At 48.2% G+C, this 20,387-nt stretch carries 12 protein-coding genes; 10 read left to right on the top strand and 2 right to left on the bottom strand.

What is annotated here, in order from left to right; genetic code table 11:
• Positions 1 to 213: 213 nt before the first annotated feature.
• The 10 genes from pepN to rmf all read left to right on the top strand — a co-directional run bounded on the left by pepN (position 214) and on the right by rmf (position 17,928).
• Positions 214 to 2,838, top strand: coding sequence for an aminopeptidase N (gene pepN / locus SPK40_RS03915; protein WP_330959499.1), 2,625 nt, complete (start codon positions 214 to 216; stop codon positions 2,836 to 2,838).
• 73 nt (positions 2,839 to 2,911) lie between these two features.
• Positions 2,912 to 3,133: a DUF2835 domain-containing protein gene (locus SPK40_RS03920; RefSeq protein ID WP_248140281.1), complete on the top strand. Its 222-nt coding sequence runs from the start codon at positions 2,912 to 2,914 to the stop codon at positions 3,131 to 3,133.
• 419 nt (positions 3,134 to 3,552) lie between these two features.
• A complete protein-coding gene (locus SPK40_RS03925; RefSeq protein WP_330959500.1) occupies positions 3,553 to 8,382 on the top strand; it encodes an NAD-glutamate dehydrogenase in 4,830 nt (1,609 codons plus the stop codon).
• Positions 8,383 to 8,427: 45 nt separating this feature from the next.
• Positions 8,428 to 9,447: a quinone-dependent dihydroorotate dehydrogenase gene (pyrD, locus tag SPK40_RS03930; RefSeq protein WP_330959501.1), complete on the top strand. Its 1,020-nt coding sequence runs from the start codon at positions 8,428 to 8,430 to the stop codon at positions 9,445 to 9,447.
• A gap of 235 nt (positions 9,448 to 9,682) precedes the next feature.
• Positions 9,683 to 10,225, top strand: a complete 543-nt coding sequence (locus SPK40_RS03935) for a cell division protein ZapC (RefSeq protein ID WP_330959853.1) — start codon at positions 9,683 to 9,685, stop codon at positions 10,223 to 10,225.
• A 997-nt stretch (positions 10,226 to 11,222) separates the two neighbouring features.
• Positions 11,223 to 13,367 (top strand): bifunctional 23S rRNA (guanine(2069)-N(7))-methyltransferase RlmK/23S rRNA (guanine(2445)-N(2))-methyltransferase RlmL, encoded by a 2,145-nt coding sequence (gene rlmKL / locus SPK40_RS03940; RefSeq protein WP_330959502.1) that lies wholly within the window; start codon positions 11,223 to 11,225, stop codon positions 13,365 to 13,367.
• A 32-nt stretch (positions 13,368 to 13,399) separates the two neighbouring features.
• Complete coding sequence (locus SPK40_RS03945) at positions 13,400 to 13,648, top strand: glutaredoxin family protein (protein WP_330959503.1); 249 nt, start codon at positions 13,400 to 13,402, stop codon at positions 13,646 to 13,648.
• Positions 13,635 to 15,563, top strand: coding sequence for an ATP-binding cassette ATPase Uup (gene uup, locus SPK40_RS03950; RefSeq protein WP_330959504.1), 1,929 nt, complete (start codon positions 13,635 to 13,637; stop codon positions 15,561 to 15,563). Before SPK40_RS03945 ends, uup begins: the two co-directional genes overlap by 14 nt.
• Entirely contained in the window at positions 15,563 to 17,587 is a 2,025-nt protein-coding gene (locus tag SPK40_RS03955; protein ID WP_330959505.1) for a DUF3466 family protein, read from the top strand. The genes uup and SPK40_RS03955 overlap by 1 nt, the downstream gene beginning before the upstream one ends.
• Positions 17,588 to 17,754: 167 nt before the next feature.
• Positions 17,755 to 17,928, top strand: a complete 174-nt coding sequence (gene rmf / locus SPK40_RS03960) for a ribosome modulation factor (RefSeq protein WP_248140297.1) — start codon at positions 17,755 to 17,757, stop codon at positions 17,926 to 17,928.
• A 133-nt stretch (positions 17,929 to 18,061) separates the two neighbouring features.
• On the opposite strand, the gene fabA is transcribed toward rmf, so the two are convergent.
• Both fabA and SPK40_RS03970 read right to left on the bottom strand, forming a co-directional pair.
• A complete protein-coding gene (gene fabA / locus SPK40_RS03965) occupies positions 18,062 to 18,577 on the bottom strand; it encodes a bifunctional 3-hydroxydecanoyl-ACP dehydratase/trans-2-decenoyl-ACP isomerase (protein WP_036751972.1) in 516 nt (171 codons plus the stop codon).
• A 69-nt stretch (positions 18,578 to 18,646) separates the two neighbouring features.
• Positions 18,647 to 20,356, bottom strand: a complete 1,710-nt coding sequence (locus SPK40_RS03970) for a Lon protease family protein (RefSeq protein ID WP_330959506.1) — start codon at positions 20,354 to 20,356, stop codon at positions 18,647 to 18,649.
• Positions 20,357 to 20,387: the final 31 nt, after the last annotated feature.

Consider the following 20,387-nt stretch of genomic DNA (forward strand, 5'->3'; position numbering starts at 1 on the left):
TTTTGTATCACAGGCAGTAAGGATGCAATGAGACTTGTCTTTATCCGCTGAATGGCCAGCTATCATCATCATGAGCTGGTTTTTGTAATGTTTCAGTTTCGCTGCTGGTGTTTCAATGACTGAAACGCATCAGGGCTGATGGCCTTGCATGATTTTGGAAGGCTTCCCCCTGACGGCGAGACTGCCAATATGGATGACTAAGGAAGAATAGAAATGGCTGATCAACCAACTGCCGCACAACCGATTGCAAAATATCGTGCAGATTATCAGGCGCCGGATTTCACAATCACGGATATCGACCTGACATTTGACCTGCACGACACTGCCACCCGCGTGATTGCTGTCAGTCAAGTGAAGCAACAAACAGAAGGGGTGACTTCGCTGGAGCTGGACGGTGATGAGCTCGTGTTGCATCGGCTGGAAATTAACGGCGAAAGCTGGCAGCACTTTGAGCAGACCGAAAGTGGTCTGATTCTTCGCGAACTGCCCGCCGCATTTGAACTGACCATTGAGACCGAGATAAATCCGGAAGCGAATACCTCATTGGAAGGCTTGTACAAATCGGGTGGCGGCTTCTGTACTCAGTGTGAAGCTGAGGGTTTCCGCAGAATTACGTATTACCAGGATCGTCCGGATGTACTGGCCCGTTTTACAACCAAAGTCATCGCCGATAAAGCCAGTTTCCCTTATCTGCTGAGCAACGGAAACAAAGTTGGTCATGGTGATCTGGACAATGGCCGCCACTGGGTTCAGTGGCAGGATCCGTTCCTGAAGCCTTGCTACCTGTTTGCGTTGGTTGCAGGTGATTTCGACGTGCTTCGGGACAGCTATCAAACGGTTAGTGGCCGGGACGTCGCGCTGGAAATTTTTGTCGATAAAGGCAATCTGGATCGCGCAGAGCATGCCATGCAGTCATTGATCAATTCCATGAAATGGGATGAAGAGCGATTTGGTCTTGAGTATGACCTGGATATCTACATGATTGTTGCCGTTGATTTCTTCAACATGGGCGCCATGGAAAACAAGGGGCTGAATATCTTCAACTCCAAATTCGTTCTGGCGAACCCGGCAACAGCGACAGATACCGATTACCTGGGTATTGAGGCCGTGATTGGTCACGAATACTTCCATAACTGGACCGGGAACCGTGTGACCTGCCGCGACTGGTTCCAGCTGAGCCTGAAAGAAGGTCTGACGGTCTTCCGTGATCAGGAGTTCTCTTCAGATCTGGGTTCTCGTCCGGTGAACCGAATCAATAATGTTCGTATCATGCGTGGTCCTCAGTTTGCTGAAGACCGTGGCCCGATGTCTCATCCAATCCGTCCTGAAAAAGTGATTGAGATGAATAACTTTTACACCCTGACCGTTTACGAGAAGGGCAGTGAAGTAATTCGGATGATGCATACGTTGCTGGGCGAAGACGGCTTCCAGGCGGGAATGAAATTATACTTCGAGCGTCACGACGGCACGGCTGCAACCTGTGATGATTTCGTTCAGGCAATGGAAGATGCTTCCGGAGTTGATCTTGGCCAGTTCCGACTGTGGTACAGCCAGTCAGGCACACCGGTGTTGAGCGTCAGCACAGAGTATGACGCTAATGGAAAACGTTACCTTGTCACGGTGAAGCAGCAGACTGCACCGACGCCGGGTCAGAAAGAGAAGCTGCCGCTGCACATTCCGTTTGATATTGAGCTTTACGATAGCAAAGGTGATGTGATTGAGTTACAGCGTAACGGTGAAAAGGTGCACCATGTCCTGAACGTTACTCAGGCTGAGCAAACCTTCGAGTTCGAGCAGGTCAGCGAAAAGCCAGTCATCTCAATGCTGCGTGAGTTCTCTGCGCCGGTTGTGCTTGAATATGATTACAGCGATGAAGAGCTGGTCTTCCTCATGACACATGCCCGCAACGAATTTGCCCGCTGGGATGCTGGTCAGATGCTGCTTGCGAAGTATATCCGCAGCAATGTCCTGGCCGTTCAGGCAGGTAATGCCATAGTCTTCCCGGAAAATGTGGTTGATGCATTCCGTGGTGCACTGCTGGATGAAAAACTGGATCCTGCTTTCATTGCTGAAATGCTGACACTGCCGAGTGAAAATGAAGTCGCCGGCTGGTATGAGCGGGTAGATGTCGATGCGATCCACACAGTGCTGGCTCAGATCGAAGAGATCCTTGCCTCAGCGCTGGAAGATGAGTTGTCTGCTATCTATCACTCTCTGTCACAAAGCGGGTACAACATTACTCATGATGCGATAGCAAAACGTTCGCTGCGCAATCGCTGCCTGGCTTATCTGGCTTATACCGAGCAGGGTGAAAAACTGGTGTCTGCTCAGTACGCTCAAGCCGACAATATGACGGACACAATTGCTGCGATGAGTGCTGCGAATGAAGCGCAACTGGCTTGCCGTGAAGCTCAGATGGCCGATTTCAGCAGCAAATGGAGTCATGATGGTCTGGTCATGGATAAGTGGTTTATTCTGCAGGGTAAAAATCCAGCGGCTGATTCACTGGTCAATGTTCGTGAAACGATGAAGCACCCGGCATTCAGCCTGAAGAACCCGAACCGGACGCGTAGTCTGGTTGCAAGCTTCTGTGCGAATAACCCGGTTCGTTTCCATGCGAAAGACGGCAGCGGTTATCGTTTCCTGACTGAGATTCTGACGGCACTGAACAGTTCGAATCCTCAGGTGGCTTCCCGACTGATTGAACCTTTCCTGAAGTATCGTCTGTACGACGAGGCTCGTCAGGCGCTGATGCGTGCCGAACTGGAACAACTGGCGAAACTGGAAAATCTGGCGAGAGATTTGTTCGAGAAAGTGGAAAAAGCTCTTGAACAATAAGCCTGATTTGCTTTAATCAGAAAGCTCCCCCAAAAAGGGAGCTTTCTTTTTATCTGTCTGATGGCCTGTTTACATGAAGAGATACACCTTTTCAGTCAACATTCCTTACCAAACCTTCCTTCAGCATTACTCTGGTGCTGCCAGTGCTGTGCTGGTGTATACGGATGAAGGCCTGCGTCTTCAGCTTCCAGCCAGCAGACTGCGACCGTTTCTGAGTCAGCTTGGGGTTCGGGGGCGTTTCAGAGTGAGTGTCAGCCTGGAAAATCGCTTGGAAAAATTGGAGAAAATCGCTTAGAACCTTGCTTTAGTCAGAAATTAACAAAAACACTACATAATTATGCGAATGTAGATTTTTTATCTGTTTTGAATAAAGCATATTCTGACGGGAATTCAGTTTTGCTATTTAGTTTTTTTGCTGTGAAAAACCATTGATTTCTAGATGGTTAGACCAGATTAAAGGGTTAACAGCAACAGAGTGCGTCATATTATCCCTTGGCCGTGTCCCCCCGAGCTAAAACATCTACCTTAGTCACATATTCGATTTTTTCTTCTGATTACAGAGTAATTATCGTAACCATTTGGCAACAAAACGCCCTACAATAGCTTCCGAATCAACTATACCTCGCCAGAGAGAAGTTTTTAGTGCTGAACTCGGGGCGTCGTTATCAAACCCTATACTAGATTGATAAAAGTAATAACGATGGAGCATCTGCTATGACCGCACCTGACCCAATAGTGCCGGTACTACTTGAAAAAGTGTATGGCTTAATCCAGGACAAGATAGAAACCCCTCAGCAGTCATTAGTCGAAGTGTTTGCTCAACGATTGTTAGGACAACTGGCAGAAGACGATCTGCTTCAACGGAATGAATCTGATTTGTATGGTGCTGTTCTGAGTCTCTGGCACCATCTCGTGCAAAACCAACCGGACCAGACTTCTGTTCGTGTTTATAACCCGACATTAAGCCGCTATGGCTGGCAGTCAACCCACACGGTTGTGGAAATTGTGACGCCTGACCATCCGTTCCTGGTCGACTCAGTACGTATGACACTCAATCGTCAGGGGATTAACAGTCACCTGATGTTTAATGGTCCTTATTATTTCAAGCGCGATGAACAAGGCACGATCATCGAAGCCTGTGGCGAAGATGGCGACTTACAGACGCTGTTCCACATTGAAGTGGATCGTTTGTCCAGCAAAGAAGAAATGGAAGCGCTGAAAGTTGAACTTGAGCAAGTCTTGCAGGACATTGAGCTGGTTGTGAATGACTGGCAGGCAATGCAGAGCAAGATGATTGCAATTGCTGAAGAATTAAAAACTGCCAGCCTGCCGGTAGAACAGAGTCATTGTGATGAAGCGATTGAATTCCTGGAGTGGGTCACTCGTCACAACTTCACCTTCATGGGTTACCATCAGTATGATTTGATTCCTGTGGAAGGGGACTTTGAACTGCGTCCTTGTGATGAACAAGGTCTGGGTCTGCTGAGTAAGCCGGGTAAAGCCCGCACATTAATGTTGTCCGAATTACCTGAATCAGCTCGAGTTGAAGCAAGAAAACCAAATCTGCTGATTCTGACGAAGAGTAATGCGAGATCAAAAATCCACCGTCCGGCTTATACCGATTACATTGGTATTAAACGCTTTGATAAAGACGGTAATGTCATCGGCGAGCATCGTTTTACCGGTTTGTATGCTGCAACCGCTTATCATCAGACGGCGATGAACATCCCATTGATCCGCAATAAAGTCGTTCGTATTCTCAAGAGCAGCGGCTATTCCGAAGGCTCTCATTCTTGGAAAGCGATGAACAACATCCTGGAAACTTATCCGCGGGATGAGCTGATCCAGGCCAGCGAAAAAGAAATGCAGGAAGTGGCCAGCGGCGTTGTACGTATGCAGGATCGAGATCTGCTGCGTTTGTTTGTCCGCCGGGATCCTTTTGGCCGATTCTTCTCTTGCATGGTGTATGTAACCCGCGAGCGTTACAACACCGAACTGCGTATTAAAACGCAGCAAATTTTCAAGGAGTACTTTGGCTCCGACCAGAACGTGGATTTCACCACTTCTTTCTCTGAAGGCCCACTAGCGAGAACTCATTATATTGTGCGTGTAGATAACAATAACTTTGATGTAGATGTAAAAGCGATCGAACGTAATCTGGTTGAAGCAGCTGTTTCCTGGGAAGATCGTCTGAGTGATTCACTGATCTCCAACTTTGGTGAAAATAAGGGAACGCCGCTGGCGAAGAATTACGCTCGTGCATTCCCGCGTTCATATAAAGAGCAAATGCTGCCAGGTTCTGCAGTTGCAGACATCGAATTGCTGGAAGGCCTGAGTGAAGATAACAAGCTGGGCATGCTGTTCTATCGTCCGCAGGAAGTTGCGACCGATTCACGTTTTGTGAAGCTGAAACTTTATCATCGTGATGAGCCCATCCATCTGTCTGATGTGATGCCAATGCTGGAAAACCTAGGTCTGCGCGTGATTGGTGAATCACCGTATGAGGTTGTTACAGCGAACGGTACGGTTTACTGGATCCTGGACTTCGCTATGCTGGTTACCGGCACTCGCGAGATTGATCTGAGTGATGCACGTGATCGTTTCCAGGACGCATTTGCTGCAATCTGGCACGGTGGACTGGAAAGTGACGGATTTAACCGTCTGCTGCTGTGTGCAGGACTGACCGGCCGTGAAATCACGATTGTCCGGAGTTATGCACGCTACATGCGTCAGGTTGGTTTCCCGTTCAGTCAGCAATACATTGAAGATACGCTGGCAAATCATACGGATCTGGCCCGTGATCTGGTTGAGCTGTTCGCACTGCGCTTTGATCCTGCACGTAATTTCAGCAATAAAGCAGAAGAAGCGCTGATTGCAGACATGCATGCCAAGCTTGAAGAAGTTGAAAGCCTGGATGACGACCGTATCATCCGCCGTTACATGGAAATGATTCAGGCGACACAACGCACGAACTACTATCAGCTTGATGAAAGTGGTCTGCCAAAACCATGGCTGTCTCTGAAACTGCGTCCGTCTGAGATCCCAGAAATTCCTGCACCAGTGCCATTCTTCGAAATTTTCGTGTACGCACCGGATATCGAAGGTGTTCACCTGCGTGGTGGTAAGGTCGCCCGTGGTGGTCTGCGTTGGTCTGATCGCCAGGAAGATTTCCGGACTGAGATCCTGGGTCTGGTGAAAGCGCAACAGGTGAAGAACACCGTGATCGTCCCTGTGGGTGCGAAAGGTGGTTTTGTCTGTAAGCGTCAGCCACAAATGACCACTCGTGAGGAAATTCTGGCTGAAGGTCAGCGTTGCTACAAACGCTTCATCCGTGCGCTGCTGGATGTGACAGATAACATCCATGAAGGTGAGATTATTCCGCCTGCCAGCGTGGTTCGTCATGATGAAGATGACCCGTATCTGGTTGTTGCTGCCGATAAAGGAACGGCGACGTTCTCTGATCTGGCAAACTCAGTATCAGCTGATTACAACTTCTGGCTGGGGGATGCATTTGCTTCTGGCGGTTCGAACGGTTATGACCACAAAGCCATGGGTATCACAGCGAAAGGCGGCTGGGAATCTGTGAAACGTCACTTCCGTGAGCTGGGTATTGACTGCCAGACCACAGATTTCACGTGTGCCGGTGTGGGTGACATGGCTGGTGACGTATTCGGTAATGGTATGTTGCTGTCGAAGCACACCCGACTGGTTGCAGCATTTAACCACATGCACATCTTCCTGGATCCGACGCCGGATGCGGCATCCAGCTGGGAAGAGCGTAACCGCCTGTTTAATCTGCCTCGTTCAAGCTGGGAAGATTACGACAGCAGTCTGATTTCTGAGGGTGGCGGTATTTTCTCCCGTCGCAGTAAGTCAATCAAACTGAGTCCTCAGATCCAGAAACTGCTGGGCACCCGCAAACAGACGCTGACTCCGAATGAAGTGATCAAACTGATCCTGACCATGGACGTGGATCTTCTGTGGAACGGTGGTATCGGAACATATGTGAAGTCCGGAACTGAAACTCACACGGATGTTGGTGACCGTGCGAACGATGCACTGCGTGTGAACGGTAGTGAACTTCGCGCCAAGATTGTTGGTGAAGGCGGTAACCTGGGTATGACTCAGCTGGGCCGTGTTGAGTATGCGAAGAACGGCGGACGCGTAAACACCGACTTCATTGATAACGTGGGTGGTGTTGACTGTTCAGATAACGAAGTAAACATCAAGATCCTGCTGAATGGCTTGGTTGCTGCCGGCGATCTGACCTACAAGCAACGTAATGAACTGCTGGAGCAGATGGAAGATGAAGTGGGTGAGATCGTCCTTGATGATGCGTACACCCAGAGTGAATCTATCTCTGTGACTCAGCACCAGAATGTACAGTTGCTGAAAGAGCAGATCCGCTTTATCCATCACCTGGAGAAAGAAGGCAAACTTGATCGTGCGCTGGAATATCTGCCGGATGATGAAACACTTGCTGAGCGTGAAAAAGACGGTATTGGCCTGACGCGTCCTGAACTGGCGGTACTGGTTGCGTACGGTAAGATGGTTCTGAAAGAAGAGCTGGTGACTGAAGAGATCACTGAAGATCCTTATCATAACCGCTTGCTGCCAGCATATTTCCCGAAAGCACTGCAAGAGAAGTATCGTGCACAGATGGAAAATCACCCGCTGAAAGGTGAGCTGATTGCAACTTCTCTGGCAAACCAGATGTCGAACGAAATGGGCTGCAACTTCGTGACCCGTCTGATGGAAGAAACCGGCTCTACTGTAGCGGAAATCTCTTCTGCATACTCTGTTGGCCGTGCTGTGTTTGGTTTTGAGCAATTCTTCGAGCAGATTCGTGAACTGGATAATCAGGTTCCGGCTCATATCCAGTACGAAATGATGTACCGCTGCCGTCGTATGCTGCGCCGTATCACTCGTTGGTTCCTGCGCAACCGCGACCGTAAGATGGGCATTGAAGAGCAAATTGCTTTCTATCAGCCTACGCTGAACATCCTGCGTGACAACCTGGAGAAATACCTGGTTGCAGAGGAAGTGAAGGAACATGATGATCAGGCGAACAGCATGATCAAAGAGGGTGTTCCGGCTCAACTGGCACACAACATCGCACGCCTGAGCAGCCTGTATTCAGCAATGGATATTGCTCAGATTGCGAAAGAGCTGAACAAAGAGGTTGGTTTCATTGCCCGCGTTTACTTTGTTCTGGGTGCTCAGCTGTCTCTGCACTGGTTCCTGCAGCAGGTACATAACCAGCCTGTAGAAAACCATTGGCAGGCACTGGCTCGTGCTTCTTTCCGTGAAGATCTGGACTGGCAGCAACGTCAGCTGACTTCAGCGGTGATTGGTGCAGGTCAGGGCAGTGAAGCGCCGGAAGCATTGATTGACCTGTGGGTTGATCACCATCATCCTGCGATTCAGCGCTGGGAAAGCGTTCTGACCGAATTCAAAGTGGGGACGACCCATGAATTCGCGAAATTCTCAGTCGCAATGCGTGAATTAGTGCTATTAAATTTGAATTGCAAACCAAATCAGTGAATAATGTGGCCCCGTTTATACGGGGCTTTTTTTTAAGGAGGTATAATGTTTTACCGCCTCGCGCGTTCGGCCATGTTTCAGCTAGACCCTGAAAAAGCGCATGATTTGGCTATTAAGAACTTCTCTCGCATCACCGGTACTCCTCTCGATATTTTTTACCGTCAACACCTCCCGGAACGTCCTGTTGAAGTCATGGGACTTCGCTTTAAAAACCCTGTAGGTCTGGCCGCCGGCCTTGATAAAAACGGCGAATGTATCGATGCTTTTGGTGCAATGGGCTTTGGCTTCGTTGAAGTCGGGACCGTGACTCCAAAACCTCAGCCAGGTAACGATAAGCCGCGTTTATTTCGGGTAAAGCCGGCTGAAGGCATCATCAACCGCTTTGGCTTCAATAATAAAGGGGTTGACCAACTGGTTGAAAACGTCAAGAAAGCCAAGTTCGACGGCATTATTGGTATCAACATTGGTAAAAACAAAGACACGCCACTGGAAAAAGGGGTAGACGATTATCTGATTTGTATGGATAAGGTCTATGATCATGCGGGTTATATTGTTGTCAATATCTCTTCTCCCAACACACCTGGGCTGCGTAACCTGCAGTATGGTGAAGCACTGGATGATCTTCTGACTCAGTTGAAACACAAGCAGAAAGCTCTGGCGGAGAAATTTGGCAAATATGTACCGTTGACACTCAAGATCGCGCCGGATCTTGAGGATCACGAATTGATCCAGATTGCCGACTCTTTGATCCGAAATGAGATCGATGGTGTGATAGGTACCAATACAACCCTGGATCGCACTTTGGTTCAGGGGATGCCGCATTGTGATGAAGCAGGGGGCTTGAGCGGCCGGCCACTGCAGCATCGCAGTACAGAGGTGATTCGAATGCTGAATCACGAGCTGAAAGGGCAGATTCCGATCATTGGTGTCGGTGGTATTGATTCAGCGATTGCAGCGCGTGAGAAGCTGCTGGCTGGTGCGAGTCTGGTACAGATATACTCAGGCTTCATTTACCATGGTCCGCAACTGGTGAAAGACATCGTGATGAATTGCGATATGCGCTAGTGGGTGACACTGTCACTTATCAGTAAACAGCTTCCAATCTGAACGCTCACATTTTATGTGAGCGTTTTTTCATAGATAAGCGTGATAAAAGTAGGAATGTTGTCAAAATTACATTCCTTAAGCGCATGATCTTCTGAGTCTTTTCCCCTTTTAATTTATCACTTGATTAGTACAATTCATTGTGCGTACTCAATTTCTTGCTTTGATGACTGTCCATAGAAGGACATTGGAGCTTATCGTGTTAAAACCAAATAATTCATGGACGTGGTATTACGACCAGAAGAATGACTCTTTGATGCTCGATTTGGGCGAAAAGATGGTTTTCCGCGTTTCCATTCCATGTAAACACCTCATCACCTGTGCGTTCAACCGCAGTGAATTCACTGTGGATGATGCAAGTACCTATCAAACATTCCTGGAAAACATCGCGACGCTGGAGCTGTCAGCCCCACGCAAAGTCGAGTTGGCACTGAATGCGGTCGCTGCAAGCCGGTTTCATAAGCCAATGATGCCGAAAAGTTGGTTCTTCACTCAACAAGATGGGGGATATGAGCCACGAAATGGTGAAATTATTGCTCTGGACACTGAACTGGCCACTGGGAAATACCTGGTGATTGAAAATAGCGGCTGCGCAAGTCTGTGTATGCTGGCCGATGTTGAGCCACACCAGCTGGCAATCGGTAAGGATATCGACTTTTGTGGTGTTATTAAGGTCATGAATGACAGAATGCAGTCTGTCCGCATAGATGATGAATTAGGCTTTGCCCTGGTCGGTTAAACCGGGGCTGAACCTTCCTTTTCTTCCTTCGTAATCCTCGCTCCAGATTCTCTATTTTTCGAAGCTGTCACTGCTCGCGTTTTCACTGAACAGCAGCAGTTTGATGTCTGTTTCTGATTCACACTGACGCATAGGATTGTGAAAGCAATTCGTGTTATCAGGCCTGAACAATCGTTGAGCAGGGGTAGTGTTCTGCTGTGCCCAACGGGACAGTTGACTTCCGCAAAATGTTAAAGGATGCTGAACCTCACCACTACAATGACTGATTTTTCGACGTATGGCTCATTTTCAGGGCATATCGGCGAATCTAAAAATCGGTACCAAGGTCAAAAGACCGTAAAAATTTGCATTTTTTCGTGCCTCTTTTTGTCTTTTTACAGCAAAAAAATACAAGCTTCATCACAATAAATATCGTTCACTCTCATCAATATTTCCCCATTTTCCTCCATTATGAAAGTCCGTAACAGTGATGAAAATTACTCTGCTATAAGTGTTTCCTGCTGGGAAATAATGAGGGTTTCCTTTCCGGAAAGAATGAATCCTATGTTGAATGAGCCTTGCGGAGAGAGCGAGTATTCACCTGCAAATAATGACTAAGCTGTAGCAAAAGAGAGTGCCTGTAGTTGATTTAAATTAATTAAGATTCTGATTTATTTGAATTTATTCTGGTTGTTTCCATGGGGAAACAAGCGATATATGTGAATGTTAGCGCTTCCACACAATCAAAATTCATCGAGGTTTCAGATGGGTACGCATTTTTGTTTCCCCTGGGAAACGGTCTTTTTTGTCTGAACATTAGAGGAGCATTGAATATGCAATGCGGTCAGCTCACTTTTGAGCTGGTGAATGAAGGCAACTGAGCAGCAACTGAACATGAACGATTGTGGTCGCCTGACAGGGAAAATGTGCAAAAAAAGGGCGTCTGATACCCGGGATACAGGTGTTTAGCGATGATTTCAGGTATAATCGCCCGCAACATTTGTATGAAAAGAACCTCATGAATCAATATCTCGCTATTACTTCCCGTGGCCTGGAAAATCTCCTAGCCGATGAACTGTCACAATTGGGTGCCTCACAAGTGAAAGTGGTGCATGCTGGCGTGCGTTTTTCAGCTGATCAGCACACTGCTTATCGTTGTTGCCTCTGGACTCGAGTAGCATCGCGCATCATTCAGATTCTGAGTGAATTCAACGTCAGAAATGATTTGGATCTTTATCTGGGTGCAACGGCTATCAACTGGGACCAGTATTTCAGTTCCAGTACACGCATTGTTGTGGATTTCAACGGTACGAACCGAGAAATACGAAATAGCCAGTACGGGGCCATGAAGGTCAAAGACGCCATTGTTGATCGTTTCGTCAAAGGTAATCAGCCTCGTCCTACCATTGACCGTGAACGCCCTGATTTGCGTATTCATGTTCGTCTGTCCAATGACAGAGCCATTGTGGGTCTGGATATGGCGGGAAGCGGCCTGCATCAGCGTGGCTACCGGACTGAAGCCGGTCAGGCACCATTACGTGAAACACATGCTGCGGCCCTGGTGATGAAAAGTGGCTGGACGCCTGAACAACCATTGCTCGATCCCATGTGTGGTTCAGGTACGTTATTGATTGAAGCCGCCATGATTGCTGCGGAGATTGCTCCCGGCCTGAAGCGTAAGCACTGGGGCTTTGAAGCACTGAAAGATTTCGATGAGCCGGCCTGGCAGGAAATCCATGCTGAAGCATCCGTGAAGGCTCGTCGTGGCGTGAGTAAAGTTACGGTTAAGTTTTATGGCCGTGAAATGGACAGACGTGTCCTGAGTATTGCCAGAGATAATGCCGGCCGCGCAGGTGTGGTTGAGCTGATGGATTTTGAATACGGTGATGCAGCGCAACTGGTTCGCCCGAAAGATTTCGAAACCGGGGTGATTTTGTGTAACCCACCGTATGGTGAACGTCTGGGAACGACACCGGAGCTGATTGAACTTTATACCGAGCTGGGTAATCGCCTGAAATTAGCATTTGCCGGTTCCACTGCCTCGATTTATTCATCTTCAAACGAATTGTTAAGCTGTATGCGAATGCGCGCAGATAAACAGTTTAAACTTCGCAATGGTGCGCTGGACTGTGTCCTGAAGACCTACAAGATCACCGCTGGCGGTGTGAAGCAGGTGGAAGGTGCTCAGGAAGGTGAGTTGGAAGAGCAGCAGGTTGCCCCGGATTTTGCGAACCGTTTAAAGAAAAACCTCGCGAAGCTGGATAAATGGGCGAAGAAGGAAAAGCTGGATTGCTATCGCGTCTATGATGCTGATTTGCCGGAATACAACGCTGCGGTCGATAAATACAAAGACTATATCGTGATTCAGGAATACGCGGCGCCGAAATCCGTTCCTGAAGAAAAGGCCCGTCGCCGTCTAATGGATATCATGCGTGCAACGATTCAGGTGACTGGTGTAGACAGCGATAAAGTCGTGCTGAAAGTACGTGAGCGTCAGAAAGGCAAAAGTCAGTACCAGAAGCTGTCCAGTGCTGCCCGTTACATGACCGTCGATGAATACGGTGTGAAACTTCAGGTCAATCTTTTTGATTACCTTGATACCGGTCTGTTCCTGGATCATAAAATCACCCGCCGCCGTTTAGGTCAGATGGCCAAGGGCAAAGATTTTCTAAATCTGTTTGCGTATACCGGTTCCGCGACTGTCCATGCGGCTTGTGGGGGGGCCAAATCGACTACAACAGTCGATATGTCGAATACCTATCTGCGCTGGGCTCAGGAAAACATGGCGCTGAACGGACAGGTGGGTCAGCAGCATGAGTACATTCAGGCAGACTGCCTGCAGTGGCTGCAGGAAGTGGATGACACTTTTGATCTGATCTTCATTGATCCGCCAACGTTTTCCAACTCAAAGCGCATGAAGCAAAGTTTTGATGTTCAGCGTGATCACATCATGCTGATGGAGAACCTGAAGCGTATGTTGCGTCCGGGCGGCCAGATTGTTTTCTCCAACAACAAGCGCCATTTCAAAATGGATGAAGCAGGGCTGCTGGCGTTAGGCCTGCAAGCGAAGAATATTTCGTCTGAGACATTACCTCAGGATTTTGCACGGAATAAACACATTCATAACTGCTGGATTATCACGCATAAGGAAGGCGGCCTCTGAGCCGCCCATAACATAGAACTAAGGATTGTTACTTGCCTATCATCCTCTACAGTACGGAAGGGTGCCACCTCTGCGAACAGGCTTATGCGCTGCTTGCAGAGGCGGGTGTTGCCGGACAGGTTGACGTTGTTGATATTGCTTTTGATGACGGCCTGTTTTCTCGTTACGGTGTCACGATCCCTGTGGTGTCCATTGAAGCGAATGGATCTGTTTCTGAGCTTGGCTGGCCGTTTGATGCCAGCCAACTGACTAATTGGTTAAAGAGTCATGGCGTTAATTAAAATTAGTAATGCGCAGCTGGCCTATGGCGATCATCCTCTGCTGGATAACGCTGAGTTTTTGCTGCAGCCCAATGAGCGGGTGTGTCTGGTTGGCCGGAACGGTGCCGGTAAATCTACCCTGATGAAAGTCATCGCCGGTGATGTGCTGCTGGATGACGGAAGCATTCAGCGGATGAGCGAGCTGAAAGTATCGCGTCTCGAACAGGATCCGCCACGCGATGCAGACGGCACTGTGTTTGATTATGTTGCGGAAGGGCTGTCGGATGTCGGTGGTCTGCTCCGTGAATATCATCATCTGCTGGACAGTATTACCACTGACCCAAGTGAGTCGAACTTCGCAAGACTGGCCAAGGTGCAGGAGAAGCTGGATCACGCAGATGCATGGCAGTTCGATAATAAGATCACGTCGGTGCTTGAACATCTGGAGCTGAAACCGGAAATTTTGCTGACCGATTTGTCGGGTGGCTGGCAACGGAAAGCAGCACTGGCGAGAGCTCTGGTGAGTGATCCTGATATCCTGCTGCTTGATGAGCCGACGAACCACCTGGACGTCTCCACGATTGAATGGCTGGAAGGGTTTCTGAAAGACTTCCGCGGTTCCATTATCTTTATTTCGCATGACCGTGCCTTTATCCGTTCCATGTCGACCCGGATTGTGGATTTGGATCGGGGGCAGTTGAATTCTTTCCCTGGGGATTACGATAAGTACTTGGACGCGAAAGAAGAACTGCTGCGTGTTGAGAGCGAACAAAATGCTGAGTTTGATAAAAAGCTGGCTCAGGAAGAAGCCTGGATACGTCAGGGGATTAAAGCCCGTCGTACCCGTAATGAGGGGCGTGTTCGCGCGCTGAAGCAGCTTCGTGTTGAGCGAAGCGAGCGTCGCGAAGTGACGGGTAAGGCTGATATGCAGCTCCAGGAAGCCCGCCGTTCTGGAAAAGTGGTCTTCGAAGCGGAAAACATCAGTTATCGCTATGATGAAAAGCCAATTATCCAGGATTTCAGTTTCAATGTGATGCGTGGTGACAGAATTGCACTGATTGGCCCGAATGGCTGCGGGAAAAGTACATTACTCAAGTTATTGTTGGGTGAACTCCAGCCGACAGAGGGGCATTTCCACTGTGGTACGAAACTCGAAGTTGCTTATTTTGATCAGTATCGTGAAATTCTGGATCCGGAAAAGACGGTTCTGGATAACCTGGCTGAGGGTAAGCAGGAAGTCGTGGTCAACGGTCGTAGCAGGCATGCGCTGGGCTATTTGCAGGATTTCCTGTTTCATCCCAAGCGTGCCCGCACACCGGTGAAGGCACTTTCCGGAGGTGAGAAAAACAGGCTGCTGCTGGCTAAATTGTTCCTTAAACCAAATAATTTGCTGGTGCTTGATGAACCAACAAACGATTTGGACATCGAAACTCTGGAACTTTTAGAAGATATTCTTGCCAATTATCAGGGCACTTTGCTCTTAGTCAGCCACGATCGACAGTTTGTTGATAATACTGTGACCACAAGCTGGATTTTTGAAGGTCAGGGTGTCATTAATGAGTACGTTGGTGGTTACCATGATGCTCAGGCCCAGAGAGAAAATTCTGCATCTCAGAGAGCAAAAGCGCAGGCTGAAGCCATTGAGGCAGAAAAGAAAAAAGCTGAGAACAAACAGCGGCAGCAGGCAAACCGTGAGAAACCGGGTAAAAAACTGTCTTATAAGCTCCAGAAGGAACTTGAAGAGCTGCCTGCTCGTTTAGAAAATTTGGAAAATGAGATTGCCGGTCTGCAGGAGAAAATTAATGATCCTGCCTTCTTCCAGAGTGCGCCAGATGATACTCAAGTGACGCTGTCACGCCTTGCCGAGGCGGAACAGGCTCTTGAAGAAGCATTTGAGCGCTGGGAAGAGCTAGAAGCAATGCAAAAGGAATCCTAATGCGACATAAGACGTTCACGTTTTCTGCACTGGCGGTGTTCATCGCCAGTGCTACACAGGCTCAAGCGGCGGTTTATGATGTCATCGAAATTACGGGTGACACGAGCGGTGTAGAGACACTGCAGTACTATGATAAAAACACGAGTACGCTGGCTGAGAAGGTACAGTTTTACGGTCAGGGGATTGAACCGTCGGCAAGCGGTGTGAACTGTTTTGAAACCAGTTGTGCTTCTACGGATCACAAACTCTACGGTGAAAGCCGTTTTGGCAGTGATGGTGTCGATATTCGTGATGAAGTCCCATTCCAGTTGGATAATTTTCAGCAGATTAACGATCAGTGGTCTCTGGAAAGGTATTGTAATTCAGCATTAGGTTTCAACACATGTGATACCTGGGCGAAGATCCGTTACTTCGGCACGGATTACAATTCAGATAATCCGGAAAACGGAGAAAGCTTTGGCGGTTTACGTCGTGAGCAGTTTGCATGGCAGAACAACTATTACGCGAATACCTTACCATTGCTTGATAATGGGTCAGATAACCTTGAACGAGTAACGACCTTTGCCAATACGGCTGCTGGATATGACTCTAGCGTGACACCGTCACTGGGTTCGCTGGTGGACAGCAGTGATCATGTCACGACGAACGCTGCCGTGAATGCGTTAGGAAGCTCGACGTTGGGAGATTTTACCCTTGGTGTCACGAGCTCTGCCTATTTCGCCAACAATAATCACTACGCACGCCAGTTTAACAAGCGTGGCTTCGTGAATGTTAATGGCAATCAGGTGTCTTTGTTGCCTGTCACCGGAAACGATCTGGTGAAGAATATGGGCCAGACGTTAGCCTGGGATGCCGTGGAATATCCTGAAAACAGCGGTAATCTGCTGGTGGTTGGCAGCGCAGCATTTTCGCCTTCTGAACTGAATAACAACATGAAGGTGCCAGATGATGTGTCTGTGAGTCGAAGCGATCTAACGAATTGTAAAACGAATGGTGCCGACCCGAGTCAGATCTTCAACTCTTGGGCATGTCAGTTTGTTGTGTTTGCGAATGATGCCGTGTTCTGGAACGTTGACGGCAGTGCAACGAATCCTGAGGCACAGCTGTTGTCTGAAAGGGCTTCGAACCGTCCTGCACTTGATCCGGATGATAAGAACCGTTCTTTCCAGGCTTCAGCTCGGGCTGTTGCTTTAGTGAACCAAAAGCCTGTGATGGTGGGTTATACAACCGACTCTGTCGGCAATGACTATTATGCAATGCGCGCCGCTGTCTACAAGCTGAAAGACGGCGTCACAGGAACACCAACAGCTAAAGACTGGACAGTATCCTATATCCCGAATCTGAATATTGAATCAGGGGATGAGCGTGTCTATCGCTATACGCTCGCGACGGACATTAATGAAAACGGCAAGGTTATTGGTGTTGCGAAGTCAGCACGCTCCGAAGAGCGTTCATTTGCTGAAAAGTTGTATGTATACGACGTCAACACACAAAAGTTCTCCTGGCTGGATTCTTCCGTGAGCAGCTTATTTTTTAAAGGTGCGAATGGTTTTGCCAGTGAGATTAATAACAATGACCAAATCGTTGGGTGGGTTGATACGGAGACCGTGAACCAGGTGAATGGCCGTCAACGTCGTCAACGCGCATTCACTTATCTGGCTGGCAGTGACACTGTCACAGATGCATTGCCAGCGAAGTCCGCATGGTTGCTTGATGATCTGACGAACGATGATGTCCTTAGCGGTAATGCCAATAAATTCCGTATTGCGCAGGCGACCGGGATCAATGATGCCGGAGTGATTTCTGCAACGGCACTTAAATGCGAGAATGGTTTTCAAAACCTCAGCAAAGATGCCAAGTGTGAAGGCGAAGAGCGTTTGGTCGCGGTACAGCTTGTTCCCAAAACGGATGCAAAAGTACAAGCACGTTTGGATGAAAAAGAGAAGGTCACCCGGAAAGGTGGTTCACTTGGGCTAGTGACGCTGTCACTTCTGGTGTTTTTTGGGTTACGCCGGAAACAGTAATCTTGCAAACTTTGTTTAAATTTTAATCAGGCTCACAAGTTGTGAGCCTGATTTTTTATGAAGGTTGATATCTTTCTCTAAATATCCAATCCTTAGAAGTGGAGTCACAAAAGCTCCATCATTATGTAATGGTAATGATGAATATGAATAAGGATGAGGATCGAACTATGAAGAGACAAAAGCGGGATCGTATGGAACGCGCACAATCTCGAGGCTATCAGGCTGGTTTAAATGGTCGTTCCAGTGATTCATGTCCATATCAAACAATGGACGCCCGTATGAATTGGCTAGGTGGCTGGCGTGATGCAAGAGAAGAGGTGCAATCTGGCCGCGCGAAATAAATAATAGTCTTTCACCCTCATATCCACAACCATGCAGAGCCCCTTTGGAGTAGGGGCTTTTCCTTTTCTGGATGCTGAAACGTAAAAAAGCCGCATGAATGCGGCTTTTGAAAGATAAATAACTGAATCAGATTCAGAAATTAGAAGTGTCCTGGAACAGACCAACTTTCAGGTCTTTGGCGACATAAATTTCTTTACCGTCAACCAATACACGGCCATCTGCAACACCCATGATCAATTTACGGTTGATGACACGCTTCATCTGAATTTCGTAAGTGACTTTTTTAGCCGTCGGCAGGATCTGTCCGGTAAATTTCACTTCACCCACACCCAGTGCGCGGCCTTTACCTTCGCCGCCAATCCAGCCCAGGAAGAAACCTACCAGCTGCCACATTGCATCTAAGCCCAGGCAGCCAGGCATGACTGGGTCACCAGGGAAGTGGCAGTCAAAAAACCAAAGATCCGGATTGATATCCAGTTCAGCAGTAATCAGACCTTTACCAAACTCACCACCTTGATCGGTGATTTCGGTAATCCGATCCATCATCAGCATGTTTGGTGCTGGTAATTGAGGACGGCCAGGACCAAACAGTTTGCCCTGGCTAGATTCGAGGAGATCGTCACGGTTATAAGAATTGCACTTCTTCATTGGATGCTTATTTCTCTTTGAAATTATTGGGGCAATTTAGCTTACACCTGTACGCTATAACAACTCGGATCAGTGGTGGCCCAACCAGTTCCTGAAAAATGACAGCCAGCCGCGGTCATCACTGTGTCCGCTATGTACATGCTCAATACGATCTGCAATGACGTCCAGCAACGTGTCTTCCTGACCGTCTTCTTTGCTTGCATCACGACTGAAAGCTTTACCCGTCAGCAGAGGCAGGGCGTCGTTCACGCTCTCTACAGCCCAGATATGGAAACGACCTTGCTGAATCGATTCCAGTACCTCATCGGAAAGACACAGATTACTGAGGTTTGTTTTCGGTAATATGACACCTTGCTGACCAGTTAATCCGCGGTACGCACAAACCTTGTAAAAACCTTCGATTTTTTCATTAATGCCACCCACGGCCTGGACACGTCCGAACTGATCGACGGCGCCGGTAACTGCAATTTGCTGATTGATCGGTTGCTGAGACAGTGCTGAAACCAATGCGCAAAGCTCTGCCAGAGAAGCGCTGTCACCATCTACTTCACTATAGGATTGTTCAAAAACAATCGAGGCAGCATAAGGCAGCGGTTGGTCCAAATTCAAAGCAGCACTTAAAAATGCCTGCATGATCATCATCCCTTTGGCATGGATATTACCGGCGAGCTCTGCTTTACGTTCGACATCGGAAATATCGCCGTCACCGAAATGCACGACACAAGAGATACGGGCGGGTTCACCGTAGGCTGTTGGATGGCCTGGCATCTCAACGACGGTTAAACCGTTCACCTGGCCGACTTCCTTGCCCTGGCAGTCAATGATCACCTGGCCATGATGAATATCTTCAATAGCCCGTTCAGGCAAATAAGCGCTGCGATATTCTTTGGCTTTGAGCGAACGTTGAATGTGCTCAGCATGAATTAACTGGCCTTCGGACTCGATGGCTGCTTCGCAAAGCAAACTTAAATACCAGATTGGGCAAAGGGGCAGGCGATTCTGATCTTCTTCATGGCGAGCACCTGTTCTCATCAGCAGTTTCAGTGCTTCGGTGTCTGCAATATCGGGAAGCTTTGCTTTTTGAATCATCGATTTCAGATAACCCAGATAATCCGGCAGGTTATCCTGAGCCAGGCGCATATCCTGTTCGAATTCCCCGTACATACTGAATCCGGAAGCAATATCAGGCTCAGCATTTTCAAGCTCAGCCATCAGGTATCTGTCACCAATCAATACGAGTTTTACATTCAGCGATTCTGGCGTAGGAAGTGGGTATAATTTCTTCTGAGTTACTGGTTGCCACTCAAGCTGTCCATTCATCAATACGGCTTTTAATCTTGGCCACAGGCTTGGATTCGCCAGGATACTCGCTACAGAGAGGACCAGGTAACCGTTGTTGGCTTGATGAAGTAACCCGTGTTTGACCTGAGGTTTGGTCAGTTTTCCGTCTTCAAGCGGCGGGTAAACTGCACCAAATAAGTTGATTTCAGTGACGTTGTCACCTGCAATGATGACAGAGGATTCTTCAACTGACGTTTGAGGTGCGCTGTGGAAGTGATGAATTAAATCAATCACATAATCACGGTAAATTTTGTTGTCCGGAGCTGTAACCCGAAGAACTCTGGGTTGAATAGTAACTGCTGTGAATCGGCGTACAGCATCGCACAGGCGATCTTGTAAAATGCCTGTCGGTGCAGGGGGGAGTTGTGCATATTGCGCCAGAACTGATTCATACTGCGAATAGTCTGGAAGCATGGTACGCCAGGATTCTTCTTGCATATCTCGATGTAAATTCCGTTACTGTGAAAAA

Source organism: Photobacterium sp. 53610 (genome assembly GCF_036409375.1).
Classification (GTDB): domain Bacteria; phylum Pseudomonadota; class Gammaproteobacteria; order Enterobacterales; family Vibrionaceae; genus Photobacterium.

Coding starts and splice junctions, on each gene's coding strand:
- fabA (WP_036751972.1), bottom strand. CDS start 18,577: ATGAAGAAGTGCAATTCTTATAACCGTGACGATCTCCTCGAATCTAGC.
- uup (WP_330959504.1), top strand. CDS start 13,635: ATGGCGTTAATTAAAATTAGTAATGCGCAGCTGGCCTATGGCGATCAT.
- pyrD (WP_330959501.1), top strand. CDS start 8,428: ATGTTTTACCGCCTCGCGCGTTCGGCCATGTTTCAGCTAGACCCTGAA.
- SPK40_RS03970 (WP_330959506.1), bottom strand. CDS start 20,356: ATGCAAGAAGAATCCTGGCGTACCATGCTTCCAGACTATTCGCAGTAT.
- SPK40_RS03920 (WP_248140281.1), top strand. CDS start 2,912: ATGAAGAGATACACCTTTTCAGTCAACATTCCTTACCAAACCTTCCTT.
- rmf (WP_248140297.1), top strand. CDS start 17,755: ATGAAGAGACAAAAGCGGGATCGTATGGAACGCGCACAATCTCGAGGC.
- SPK40_RS03955 (WP_330959505.1), top strand. CDS start 15,563: ATGCGACATAAGACGTTCACGTTTTCTGCACTGGCGGTGTTCATCGCC.
- pepN (WP_330959499.1), top strand. CDS start 214: ATGGCTGATCAACCAACTGCCGCACAACCGATTGCAAAATATCGTGCA.
- SPK40_RS03925 (WP_330959500.1), top strand. CDS start 3,553: ATGACCGCACCTGACCCAATAGTGCCGGTACTACTTGAAAAAGTGTAT.
- rlmKL (WP_330959502.1), top strand. CDS start 11,223: ATGAATCAATATCTCGCTATTACTTCCCGTGGCCTGGAAAATCTCCTA.